The sequence below is a fragment of the Wolbachia endosymbiont (group A) of Norellia spinipes genome (genome assembly GCF_964273535.1).
On sequence record NZ_OZ187006.1, the window covers coordinates 1187710 to 1200414 of the forward strand.

General features: G+C 34.8%; 13 protein-coding genes and 1 other RNA gene. 7 read left to right on the top strand and 7 right to left on the bottom strand.

Annotated features, from left to right (window positions below):
• Positions 1 to 63: 63 nt before the first annotated feature.
• Positions 64 to 1620: a penicillin-binding transpeptidase domain-containing protein gene (locus tag ACFZP3_RS05810; RefSeq protein WP_264687761.1), complete on the bottom strand. Its 1557-nt coding sequence runs from the start codon at positions 1618 to 1620 to the stop codon at positions 64 to 66.
• Positions 1575 to 2414 carry a polysaccharide deacetylase family protein gene (locus tag ACFZP3_RS05815; RefSeq protein WP_265016630.1) on the bottom strand — a complete coding sequence of 280 codons (840 nt, stop codon included), beginning with the start codon at positions 2412 to 2414 and terminating at the stop codon, positions 1575 to 1577. The genes ACFZP3_RS05810 and ACFZP3_RS05815 overlap by 46 nt, the downstream gene beginning before the upstream one ends.
• 125 nt (positions 2415 to 2539) lie before the next feature.
• Here ACFZP3_RS05815 and ACFZP3_RS05820 point away from each other — a divergent pair, with 125 nt between their 5' ends.
• The 6 genes from ACFZP3_RS05820 (at position 2540) to ACFZP3_RS05845 (ending at position 7732) form a co-directional block, all read left to right on the top strand.
• Complete coding sequence (locus ACFZP3_RS05820) at positions 2540 to 4048, top strand: YifB family Mg chelatase-like AAA ATPase (protein WP_386087026.1); 1509 nt, start codon at positions 2540 to 2542, stop codon at positions 4046 to 4048.
• 84 nt (positions 4049 to 4132) lie between these two features.
• Positions 4133 to 4585 (top strand): hypothetical protein, encoded by a 453-nt coding sequence (locus tag ACFZP3_RS05825; protein ID WP_386087027.1) that lies wholly within the window; start codon positions 4133 to 4135, stop codon positions 4583 to 4585.
• A 231-nt stretch (positions 4586 to 4816) separates the two neighbouring features.
• Positions 4817 to 6013 (top strand): cell division protein FtsZ, encoded by a 1197-nt coding sequence (ftsZ, locus tag ACFZP3_RS05830; RefSeq protein WP_386087028.1) that lies wholly within the window; start codon positions 4817 to 4819, stop codon positions 6011 to 6013.
• A complete protein-coding gene (locus ACFZP3_RS05835; RefSeq protein ID WP_253309309.1) occupies positions 6013 to 6411 on the top strand; it encodes an EVE domain-containing protein in 399 nt (132 codons plus the stop codon). Before ftsZ ends, ACFZP3_RS05835 begins: the two co-directional genes overlap by 1 nt.
• A complete protein-coding gene (gene ybeY, locus ACFZP3_RS05840) occupies positions 6405 to 6857 on the top strand; it encodes an rRNA maturation RNase YbeY (protein ID WP_253309310.1) in 453 nt (150 codons plus the stop codon). Before ACFZP3_RS05835 ends, ybeY begins: the two co-directional genes overlap by 7 nt.
• A gap of 86 nt (positions 6858 to 6943) precedes the next feature.
• Entirely contained in the window at positions 6944 to 7732 is a 789-nt protein-coding gene (locus ACFZP3_RS05845; protein ID WP_253309311.1) for a succinate dehydrogenase iron-sulfur subunit, read from the top strand.
• A gap of 3 nt (positions 7733 to 7735) precedes the next feature.
• Here the strand turns inward: ACFZP3_RS05845 and ACFZP3_RS05850 are convergent, their stop codons facing one another.
• From ACFZP3_RS05850 to ACFZP3_RS05865, 4 genes are read right to left on the bottom strand one after another with little or no spacing between them, the layout of a single operon-like run.
• Positions 7736 to 8872 carry a hypothetical protein gene (locus ACFZP3_RS05850; protein WP_386087029.1) on the bottom strand — a complete coding sequence of 379 codons (1137 nt, stop codon included), beginning with the start codon at positions 8870 to 8872 and terminating at the stop codon, positions 7736 to 7738.
• A 42-nt stretch (positions 8873 to 8914) separates the two neighbouring features.
• Positions 8915 to 9694: a GNAT family N-acetyltransferase gene (locus ACFZP3_RS05855; RefSeq protein WP_253309312.1), complete on the bottom strand. Its 780-nt coding sequence runs from the start codon at positions 9692 to 9694 to the stop codon at positions 8915 to 8917.
• Positions 9684 to 10166 carry a phosphatidylglycerophosphatase A gene (locus ACFZP3_RS05860; protein WP_265016633.1) on the bottom strand — a complete coding sequence of 161 codons (483 nt, stop codon included), beginning with the start codon at positions 10164 to 10166 and terminating at the stop codon, positions 9684 to 9686. Before ACFZP3_RS05860 ends, ACFZP3_RS05855 begins: the two co-directional genes overlap by 11 nt.
• Positions 10167 to 10185: 19 nt before the next feature.
• Positions 10186 to 11169: an NAD(P)H-dependent glycerol-3-phosphate dehydrogenase gene (locus ACFZP3_RS05865; RefSeq protein WP_253309313.1), complete on the bottom strand. Its 984-nt coding sequence runs from the start codon at positions 11167 to 11169 to the stop codon at positions 10186 to 10188.
• A gap of 325 nt (positions 11170 to 11494) precedes the next feature.
• Between ACFZP3_RS05865 and ACFZP3_RS05870 the strand changes: the two genes are divergently transcribed.
• Positions 11495 to 12265: a response regulator transcription factor gene (locus tag ACFZP3_RS05870; RefSeq protein ID WP_386087030.1), complete on the top strand. Its 771-nt coding sequence runs from the start codon at positions 11495 to 11497 to the stop codon at positions 12263 to 12265.
• Between the two features lie 48 nt (positions 12266 to 12313).
• On the opposite strand, the gene rnpB is transcribed toward ACFZP3_RS05870, so the two are convergent.
• An RNA gene (gene rnpB, locus ACFZP3_RS05875) (RNase P RNA component class A) lies at positions 12314 to 12662 on the bottom strand.
• Positions 12663 to 12705: the final 43 nt, after the last annotated feature.

The window sequence follows — 12705 nt, forward strand, 5'->3', positions numbered from 1 at the left end:
TATGACTAAATTAATGTTTATATTAAGATAATACACGACAAGTAATAGCCATAATATTTATAGTTACTTTTCAAGCATGTATTGAAATATCTCATTAGCCATAGCAACATCTTGGCGCGGGGCTTTGCCGTGTTCTATAAACACAGAGATTGCGTAGCGCGGGTTATGGTAAGGACCATAAGCGATAAATAACTTATGACTTTCACCCTTAGAGTTTATCTCTGGTGTACCGGTTTTGCCGGCAATTTGTATGCTGCTTAGCCCTTTTCTATAGTTAGAATTCACCACGTCAAACATAGCTTTTCGAATTATGCTAAAATGCTCATAATCTACATCAATGTCAGGGAAATTTTGCACTGTATTACTCATTTCAATGTGGGGAATTACCTCTTTTCCTGTTGCAATCCTCGCTGCAAGAACTGCAAGCTGCAGTGGTGTTGTAAGCAAATACCCTTGTCCTATAACTAAGTTGATAGTGTCACCTAAATACCACTGCGAATATAGTTTTCGTGCGCGCCAATCTCTATCGGGCAACAATCCCGGAGCTTCTTCCTTAAACGTTCCAATCAGCGACCCACCGCCAATACCAAATTTTCTGGCCATTTCCACCAGAGAGTCTACACTTATTTTTTTTCCTATGTTATAAAAGTAAGTGTTGCATGATAATGCCATTGCCTCATTTAAAGATACATACCCATGGACTTTGCTTTTCAGGCAACGAAATTTCCGCTCACCTATTTTCATATAGCCCTTACACGAGAATTTCTCTTCTGGTATTATTATCCCGTCTTTTAAACCCGCAAGCGCAACTATTACTTTAAATATTGAACCAGGTGGAATTTGATACGACAATGCACGATTCACAAGTGGTAATGAAGGAGTATTCAAGCTTTCCCAAGTCTCATTTGATAGTCTGCTAGCAAAAAGATTATTATCGTAAGAAGGTGAATTATATAGTGCTAAAATTTCTCCGTTACTTACATCAATTACCACTGCGGAGCCTTGGTGATCTTTAAATACCTTTGCGATTTTCTCTTGCAGATTAATATCAATTGTTAGCTGTATATCTTGTCCGTCTTGTTGTGGTATGCTTGATAATTCTTTTATGACGCGTTTTTTAGAATTTATTTCCTGCTCAGATTTTCCTGACTTGCCTTTCAATATATGATCATATGTATATTCAATACCGCTGATTCCTACTTCGTTTATGCCTTGCTGTCTTTTTGTATATCCAATTACATGAGAACATATTGAACCAAACGGGTAATAACGTTTATAAAGAGCAGTTACTTTTGTTTCTGACGATCTTGCTATTTTAGACTCGACTTCTGATAATGTTTGCAAATCGACCTCCTCACCAGAAGTTTTTTGCCCATCAAACAGAACAACATACGAAATTTTGTTTACCGCAAGTTCAGTGCTATTCCTATCTAAAATTTTGCCCCGCTGAGGCATAATAGTAGCGACTCTTATTCTATTACTATTAGATAGTGCTTCGTACTTTTGTCTGTTTCGTATTTGTAAATTATATAACCTATAGCTAAAAATAGCGGAAATGGTAAGCTGAATACCACCTAATATGAATGCTCTGCGGTTAAAGACTTTGTTTTTTGTCCACATAACATTCCTTCAAAACGCACTTTTTCCCCCTCTTTTATTGTTACACTTCTGGCTTTTACCGTATTACAAACCCTTTCCTCCCACTCACTTAAGGTAACAAACTTGTAACCCGATTTTTTTAGTATTTTAATAATATGAGGTAAAGCTTCAATTGTGTTTGATCTGTTATTGTGATCATGAAACAGTATAACTGCTCCATTATGTACATTACTTAAAACTCTTTCAACTAAAGCTTCTGGTTTATCACCTTGCCAATCTAGCGAATCAACTGTCCATAATATTGAATACATATTTAATTGATCAGTATTTTCAATCAGATTATCGTCATGACATCCATATGGCGGGCGAAACCATTTTACATCTTGTTTTATTGCATTTTTAATTGCTGTATTTGTCTTTTCCAATTCTTGCAATTGTTCCTCACTTGAAAGTGATGTCAACTTCCTATGCGACCAAGAGTGATTGCCTAACTCATGACCTGCTTCATGGATTTTCTTTACTATCTCATATGTTTTTTTATTTATACGTTCACCAAGCACAAAAAACGTTGCTTTTGCTTCATAGCTTTCCAGAACATTAATAATATCGTTTACTCTATTGTTGGAAGGCCCATCATCAAACGTAAGCGCAACAAACTTATCGTCGTTATTCAACAATTTTTTTATATTACTTAAATTTCTATATGATAGATCCAGATTACAACTGAGCCCACAGTATGGTAAATTAAAATTACAATCACCACAGAAAACCGCGCTTGAGTATAGCAAAAGAAAAGTTATTATCCTTATAAACATTTTGTAATCAGCAAAGTGATAGGATACTATGCACTTTTTTGCTAAGTTAAGCCATCTTTAATTGCTGTAGCCTTTACTTCATCACTTCTTTAATATATTATATTAACAATTTTATATAATATATTATGATTGCAAATATAAATACCGTTGCGCTTCAGGGAATTAGCACAGTAAATGTCAATGCACAAATTCATATGGCAAATGGTATTCCAGCTTTTAATATTGTTGGATTGCCGGATAAAACTGTTGCGGAATCCAAAGAGCGCATCAGAGCAGCGTTAAATTCAATCAATCTACTACTACCTCCAAAAAGAATTACAGTTAATCTCTCCCCTGCGGATTTGCTGAAAGAAGGCAGTCATTATGACTTGGCTATCGCTATTGGACTACTTGTTGTAATGAATATGATACCAGTTGAAAAAGTTCAGTCTTATATAATCATGGGTGAACTGGCTCTTGATGGCAGAGTTATTCCAGTTTCAGGAGTGCTGCCAACAGCAATTAATGCAAAAAAGGCAAATAAAGGAGTGATTTGCCCAAGGGGAAATGGAGTAGAGGCTTCATGGGTAAAGAATGTTTCAATTCTAGCTATAGAGAAATTAACTGATATTATCAGACACTTTAAGGGTGAGCAATTAATTCAGCCAGTAATTTTTAATTATAGTGATGCACCCAAAGAAAAAAGATTGGTTCCCGATATAAAGGATATCAAAGGCCAAGTTGTTGCAAAAAGAGCAGCTGAAATTGCAGCAGCAGGTGGGCATAATATGCTTCTTGTTGGCCCTCCTGGTACTGGAAAATCAATGCTTGCTAAGCGCTTTATAGGATTGCTGCCTGATTTGACCGAACAGGAGATGATTGATGTTAATATTATTTCCAGCATAACAAAAACTGGTAATGAAATATTCAAAGTAACTCGCCCCTTTCGTGAACCTCATCATTCATGCTCTATGCCAGCAATGATAGGGGGAGGAAAGAATGCAAAACCTGGAGAAATCACTATGGCTCACAATGGCGTGTTATTCCTTGATGAGCTACCTGAATTTCCAAGACTTGTGCTTGATTCTCTGCGCCAACCACTTGAAGATAGAAAAGTTACCGTTGCAAGGGCAAATGCTCACATAACCTACCCTGCAAATTTTCAACTGATTGCTGCGATGAACCCCTGCAGATGTGGTTACTTGGGAGATGCAAGTAGATCGTGCAACAAAGCTCCAAAGTGTGGCACAGATTACAAAAACAAAATATCAGGACCATTGCTTGATAGAATAGACATATGCATTGAAATGCCAAACGTTAGCATACTCTCTCCTGAAATCTCTGTGGAGGGAGAAAGTACTAAAATCATAAGAGAAAGAGTGATAGCAGCAAGAAAAGTTCAAACTGAGCGTTATAGTAAATTGAATGTTCGTTGTAACGCAGAAGTAAGCGGTGAAGCATTTAATAAATTTACTGAACCAGATCAGGCAGGGTTAGAATTGCTAAAATACGTACTGAAAGAAAATTACATTTCCAATCGAGGCTACACACGCGTATTAAAAGTTGCAAGAACCATTGCAGATCTTGCAAAAAGTGAAGAAGTAAAAAGAGCACACATTGCTGAAGCGCTGAATTACAGAATAAGGATATATTAAAAAATTAGTTTACTTGACAGACAATTTGTTTCATTATATACTGCCCTTAATGAAATTTTAACATTCTATTTAAGGAGTAGAGTTATGGCATTAACAGAATATAATTACGAACAAGAACATAGTGTTTTTCACGCTATTTCAGAGGGATATAAAAACCCTGATAATGGACACTGGGGAGTTACAGGTGCTGCTGGTGGGCTTGGTCAGTATATTAAGGATAATAAGTTAAGAACAGCATTATTTCCGGTTGCAGTTGCAAGTGTTGTCTTTACAGCAATGCATATGAAAGCAGGCTTTATTAGTGCAGCAGAAGCTTCTGGGTTTCTTGCTAAGACTGCCAGCTACTTTGTTGGGACAAATCAAGCAATAGCTGCTTCATTACCTGGATTTATCGGAACAGGTGTTGCTGGTCAGATAGTTGCAGGTGCCATAATGACAATTGCTGCAGCTGCTGTTCTTTATGGAACATATCAAGTTGCCTCAAAATTAAAAGATGTTGTGGTTGAAGCATCGAACAAAGCAGAAAAAGGTGTATAATAACTTCAACAAAACAAAAAGGGATAGGTCTCTGTCCCTTTTTATAAACATTTTTTTGAAGTAATATCATCCAAAAATCTAGTAATTATAAAATAGCACTTATTAGTATAAATATTAAGAATAAGTAAATCCCGTTTACTGTTTACGCCTATAGAAGTGAAAAGTATTTGCATATTATTAAAAAAGCGGTAACTTACTATCAAGTGAATTCGCTAAATTTGAGTAATTTAAATGTCTATTGATCTTAGTCTGCCGGAGTTACCTATATTACACCCAAGGATTACCGTTGTGGGAGTGGGTGGTGCTGGTGGAAATGCTGTGAATAACATGATCCAATCTAATTTGCAAGGAGTGAATTTTGTTGTCGCAAATACCGACGCTCAAGCACTAGAAAAGTCGTTATGTGATAAAAAAATTCAGCTTGGCATTAATTTAACTAAGGGTCTTGGTGCTGGTGCTTTGCCTGATGTTGGGAAAGGTGCAGCAGAAGAATCAATCGATGAAATTATGGAGCATATAAAAGATAGTCATATGCTTTTCATCACAGCAGGAATGGGCGGTGGTACCGGAACCGGTGCAGCACCGGTAATTGCAAAAGCAGCCAGAGAAGCAAGAGCTGCAGTTAAGGATAGAGCGCCAAAAGAAAAAAAGATATTGACTGTTGGAGTTGTAACTAAACCGTTCGGTTTTGAAGGTGTGCGCCGCATGCGCATTGCAGAGCTTGGACTTGAAGAACTGCAAAAATACGTGGATACACTTATTGTCATTCCAAATCAGAATTTATTTAGAATTGCAAATGAAAAAACTACATTTTCTGATGCATTTAAACTTGCTGATAATGTTCTGCATATTGGCATCAGAGGAGTAACTGACTTGATGGTCATGCCAGGGCTTATTAATCTTGACTTCGCTGATATAGAAACAGTAATGAGCGAGATGGGCAAAGCGATGATCGGCACCGGAGAGGCAGAAGGAGAAGATAGAGCAATTAGTGCTGCGGAAGCTGCAATATCCAATCCATTGCTTGACAATGTATCAATGAAAGGTGCGCAAGGAATATTAATTAACATTACTGGTGGCGGAGATATGACTCTGTTTGAAGTTGATGCTGCAGCCAATAGAGTGCGTGAAGAAGTAGATGAAAATGCAAATATAATATTTGGTGCTACTTTTGATCAAGCGATGGAGGGAAGAGTTAGAGTTTCTGTTCTTGCAACTGGCATTGATGGTCGCAATAATAAGTCAGAAACTTCACCTATAAGTCAGAGCGAAGACTCAGAGAAAGAGAAATTTAAGTGGCCCTATAGTCACAGTGAAAGTACGCAAGACAGAACACTGGAAACAAAACCAACTGAACAGGTAAGCGAAGGAGCTAAATGGGGCAGCAATGTTTATGATATACCGGCTTATTTAAGAAGAAAAAAATAATGCAACTTTGGCTACTCAAGTCAGAGCCAAGTGAATATTCATGGCAAAAAATGGAAAAGGAGCAGGTAGTTGAGTGGGATGGCGTGCGCAATTATCAAGCTCAAAATTACATGAAAATTATGAAAGTAAGCGATCTTGCGTTTTTTTATCATACAGGTAAAGAGAAAGCAATACTTGGAATCGTTGAAGTATTTAAAGAGTATTATCATATTAATGATCCCAAGTTCGGATTAGTGAATGTAAAGTTTTTGAAACCTTTAAATAACCAAGTAACGTTAAATAATATAAAACAAAACCCACTTTTGAAAAATATGTCTATATTAAAACAACCACGTTTATCAATTGCCCCAGTTTCGGAAATTGAATGGAATGAAGTAATAAGGATGAGTGAATGTTAGAAGTAAATATTCTTGACAAGAAATGGTGCAGCATTATAGAAAATCCTAAAAATTTTGTATTAGGTGTCATCAATGCTTCTCTAAAAGAATTAAAAATAGACCACTATAAACCAAATATATCAATAGCTCTGGCTGATGATGATTTGCTACATCAACTTAATTTAAAATTTAGAGAAATGGATAAGCCAACTAACGTACTATCATTTCCGTGTGAACAATTGTCTAATGAGTGCGATTTAGGAGACATAGCAATTTCAATAGACACAATAAAAAGAGAATCGCATGAGTATTGTATACCTATTCTTGCTCACATTGCACACATGTTAGTGCATGGATTACTGCATTTACTTGGTCATGATCACCAAAAAAAAGATGAAGAAATTATAATGAAAAATCTAGAAAGAGAAATTTTAGCTTCGCTTGGCTACAATATGTGCGCGATTTAAAAGGAATTTAATAAAAATATAGTAGATGATAATAAAATATGTTATCTACAAAGGGTTTTAGCTATAAACAATAAAAGGTAAGTGATATGGTTCAGTTTTCTTTGCCAAAGAATTCTAAAATTAATCAAAAGGGCAAAATTTATCCTATTCCTGCTAGAGCAAAAAACATCAGAAGATTTCAAATTTACCGTTGGTCTGCTGATGACGAGAAAAACCCTAGAATAGACACATTTTTTATTGATATGGATAGTTGTGGCCCTATGGTACTTGATGCATTAATAAAAATAAAGGATGAAATAGATTCGACTTTAACTTTCAGACGTTCTTGTAGAGAAGGCATATGTGGATCTTGTGCCATGAATATTGACGGAACCAATACTCTTGCATGTACTAGATCTATACACGATATAAAAGGTGATGTAAAAATATATCCATTACCTCACATGTATGTGATAAAGGACCTAGTCTCGGACTTGAGCCAATTTTATGAGCAATACAAATCAATTAAACCTTGGTTACAAGCAGATAAGCCTGCCCTACCAAATAAAGAATACTCTCAATCTCCTGAAGATAGAAAAAAATTAGATGGCTTGTCCGACTGTATATTATGTGCTTGCTGTTCGACTGGTTGCCCAAGCTACTGGTGGAATAGTGATAAATTTTTAGGACCAGCAATACTATTACAAGCCTACAGATGGATTGCTGACAGCCGTGATAATAAGACAGGTGAAAGACTTGATGTTTTAAACGACCCATTCAAGTTGTATCGTTGTCATACAATAATGAATTGCACAAAAACTTGTCCTAAAGGACTTAATCCAGCAAGAGCAATAGCGAAAGTAAAACAGCTCATGGTAGAGAAAGAAGGAGTTTAAGTATCATCTTTTGCATTCTTCGTAAGAGAACAGCAAACCTTCCGAAGCGTAGGGTATTGTTAATACCCTGAACGCTTTTCCATTCGTGAAATGCATCGTATCATCATACGATGCAAATAATTTTTTGAATAACTCATGTCTTTGGTTACTAATAGTTTGAAAATCCTCTTTTTCTAAAAGCTTTTTAGATTCGAAGAGGTAAAGCATAACTTCATGATAAGTTGGGTAAGATGCCAAAAATTTTGGGTCAAATTGAAAGGTTTTTATGAAAGCATTATTATAAAATTTTAGCTTTTGATTCTTACTATATATTACTATAGCAACCGGCAACCTCTCAAGCAAATTTTTCTGTGTAGCTAAATAACTGTTTAATTCAGTATATAATTTCTCTGCATCACTAACATCTTTCCCATACATTACTATGCTACCAGAACCTTGTATTGGAATTTTAACAAAATCGAAAACCTTAGGTTCGTTCTTGTAAGTTACGACATGCCTTCCTGGTTTTGTGCTATGAGCGCTACTGGTAATAGCAAATTTCTTAGAGCCATCTACATATTTATCATAAAACAAATTATAAAATTCTACCTTTCTATTCTTGTTATATTTTAGTATTGGAAATGGTAAAGAGTTGAAAACATTTTTATAGCCCTCCACTTCTTGTGTAAGCTTACTATTTTCTAGCTCAAGTCCGTGAGCTTTTATTTTACAGTCTGAGACATTCCTTATCCATAACAGCACACCAATCACATTGGTAGAATCATCTATTATGCTTCTACCATAACATATGCAATAAACCTCACTGTCTTTTGACTTTAAATCTAGAGTAAAAGATTTATTTATTTCCTTTGCCTCAGCAAAATTTTTAATTAAACTTTCTGATTGCTCAAAAAAATTCACAAACTCATTAAATGAGTAAAAAACAGTATTAAGCAAAATTAGTAAGTTGGGAGAGAACTTTTCTATACGCTTTTTTGCATCCCAAATATAAAACCCATCATTCACAGTATCAATTAAATTATTTATGATAACATTTCGATGTTGTAAGTTCTTAATCTTATTACTAATTTTTAATTTAGAATAAGAGAGAAAGAATAATATTAGAATCAATATTAAAACCACTTCATACAAAAAAAACATAGCACTTCTAAAACAGATGTAAAAACTTGTAACCGCTCAGAATTATGCTGAAGAGTTATATAAGTAAAGATTGCCTAACATCTGAAAGCCCAATCTCTTATAAAGGTTTACAGAAGGTTTCATACAATGTGCTACTATATATTTGCATTCAAGCTGTTTAGCTATCTTTATTCTTTCTAAAACCATTTGGGTACCTATTCCACGATTCCTGTAAATTGGTAAAACTCCATCACTATAAAAACCAGCTACACTGTCTTGAACATAAAGACCGCATGTCCCAATAATTTCACTATTTAGTGTTACAAGAAAAAATCTTAATCTTGAGTTTTTATCATCATAATTTGATAATCCGCGAAAAAATGTGCTGACAATTCCAACACCATGATAAAAAATTTTAGAAGTGTGTAAATCTAACTGTTCTAAGAGGTCGCTACCATTTACAGCATTTAACCTCAAGTTTGGAATAACATCAGCAGGTAAAAAGTAATTTTTCATATTAAGTAAAGCTTTTTTTGGTGTGCTAACGTGTTTTATTTCACACTTTTCTAAAATATCTCTTATTTTCATATGTGAATTTATTACCCATGTTGCTTCTATATCTCTTGTTCTGAGATAATCTAGAGTTTTTTGTATAGAAAGCTCGGTACATTGATCTCCACAGAACACAAAATTAAATAATGACTCCCTAGTACCATTTATTGTAAATGTAACGTTATCAAATTCATCGTGTACTTCCCACTCAGATAAATTCGCTGTGTACAGTATATAATCCTTTAAATTTTGAACAATTAAGCTTGAATAATAAATTTTTTTATCCTGCATACATCAACAATAAACAATAAAAGGCTCCTATAAGAACACAGGCTAAAATTGCAGCTATAATGTCATCTAGCATAACACCTAAAGGACCTTTGGTATTTTTATCGATCAAATTTATAGGCCACGTTTTTATTATATCAAAAAACCTAAAAGAAAAAAAGCACAACAACAATGAAGAGCAATTCATCTCTTGGCTTAATAATATCGAAACTAAAAGTATTGTCAGCAATTGACCAACTACTTCGTCAATTACTACCTCTTTTGGATCACATGAAGTCTTGTAGTGTTTTATATAATTGCCTATAGACCATAGTCCAATCAAAAATAAAAAAAAAATAATTGCTGCACCTAAAATTCTGTCACTCAGTATCACAGGAACAATTGGATAAGAAGCTAAGCTGCCTATGGTACCTGGCATTTTTTTTACTGTGCCAGACAGCCACCATGTTGATATCAATTTATATAAAAATTTCACAATACACCAAAGTACAAAACTAATTTACAAGAACAGAAATAGTATCCTCTATAGAGGCGCTTTCATACAATAATCTATAGACCGCTTCACATATAGGCATTTTTATCTTTAGCTTTCTTGCTAAATTAAATATGGGCTCAGCAGTGCTAAAACCTTCAATCACTGACTTGCCTTCTGACAAAATCTGCTGAACATTAAAGCCATTGTCACTATTACCTATTTTAAACCCAAAAGATAGGTTTCTTGAATTCAAGGATGTGCATGTCATAATTAGGTCACCCAGACATGCCGGTCCAAGTAGTGTATTTATATCCACATTACCGTTACCAACTTTTGCTGAGTATAAAGCCTTAATTTCGCTTACACTTTTCGTAATCAATGCTGCATGAGCATTAAACCCAAGTTTACTACCTAGAACAATCCCACACGCTATAGCAAAAACGTTCTTTAACGCTGCACAAACCTGTATCCCTATAACATCGCTACTAAGGCGTAATTTAACATTTTCTTGCTGTAGTTCTGATACTAGCTTTGAACCCAATATGTTATTTCGGCATGCAAGAACCATTGAATAGGGCAATTTTCTTGCAACTTCTACAGCAAAACTAGGGCCTGAAAAAATAGCAATAGGATTGTTAGGTAAAACTTCATTTACTATTTCACTAGGTAATTTTAATGTAGACTTTTCTATTCCCTTACAAGCTAAAATTATTGCTACATCTTTTTTCAGATTACAATTATGCAATTGCTGACATACCTCCCTCAGAGATTGAGTGGGAACAGCGAGGATTGTTACTGAAGCATTAATTGTGTCTTCAATAGCCAATTTTACTGACACATTATCAGAAATTCGACAACCGGGTAGCTTGTCACTTTCTCTTTTCCCGTTGATTGATTCAAATGTAGTTTCATTGCGAGTCCACAAAATCACATCTTTCTTACTACTGAGTGAAATTGCGATTGCTGTACCCCATGCACCAGCACCTAAAATTGATATTGCCACACAATATTCCTGAAAGTATTACTTATACTTTAAAACAGTAGGATAAGTAAATTAAAAATATAACACAGACATATAGAATAGTTAAATATTTATTAACCGAAGTATTCTTTTAATAATAGTAACTTTAATTCAATATTTACTAAAAATATTATTACTACCATGGTATATCTATTACATTTTAGATCTATTTATATAACTTTGGAACAATATATTTATTATTAATTAATAAGTGTAATTTTGATCATTTGTTAATAAAGATTTGATTTATTACTTTCCTTAGTTATATATATTACTAAAATTATAAATTATTTATGGGGTGTAAAATATGCGTATATTATTAATCGAAGATGATCAAGTAAGTGCAAAGACTGTGGTTAATGCCTTAACTTCTGATGGACACTTCTGTGACGTTGTTACTTCTGCACAAGATTATAACAATAATATGGTTTCCTCAAACGGAGATTACTATGACCTAGTTATTTTAGATATACACTTGCCTGGTGATATTGACGGATATGATATATTGTTAAGACTAAGAAGTGCAAAAATCAAAGTTCCTGTCTTAATACTTTCATGTATATCCGCTGTCAATCACAAAGCTAAAGGGCTTGGGTATGGTGCAGATGATTACTTAACCAAGCCATTTCATAAAAGCGAGTTATTAGCTCGAATTAAGGCCATAGTGCGTCGTACTAAAGGCCATCCTGAATCGGTGATAAAGATTGGTAATATAAATATCAATTTTGATCACAGGATTGTTGAGGTGAAAGGTAAAACGGTTCACCTTACTAATAAAGAGTATTCTATGATAGAATTGCTAGCACTGCGTAAAGGAACAGTACTAACAAAAGAAATGTTCTTAAATCATCTTTACAATGGCTTGGATGAACCTTCAGATAACAAGATAGTTGATGTTTTTATGTGCAAATTACGTAAGAAACTTGAAAGTGCAAATGATGGAAAAAGCCACATAGAAACCGTTTGGGGCAGAGGGTATGTTCTGAAAGAGTATATTGATGATGAAGAATATTCTAATGTTAATGTAGGCGAAAGTAGTTATGGCTATCAAGAAGAACAAGTGAAGGACAACGCATGAAATGCCTACACTTAAATATAGCATGGCTTATATCGCACGTATCATGTGACGCCTAGGTGAAATATAAGCCGAGTTCTGTTTATGTAGCTATTTATCTGGAGTAAATGTTACCATTTACCTCATGCGATTTACCCGAGTAGATATGAGAAAAACATAAAATCTACTTCTATTTAATCTTGCTCCTAGTGTTGGTTACTCGACTACCAATGTTGCCATTGCCATGGTGTGCTCTTACCACACCTTTTCACCCTTACCTAAAATATTTTAGGCGGTAATTTTCTGTAGCCCTATAACTGGAGTTACCTCCGGCGGGCGTTACCCGTCACTATTTTTCCTTGGAGCCCGGACTTTCCTCTGCTATGTTTATCACACAACAGCAGCTACTTATTTCACCCAGGAATTATACTTTAACATGAAAATCACAAAAGCAAAAGACAATT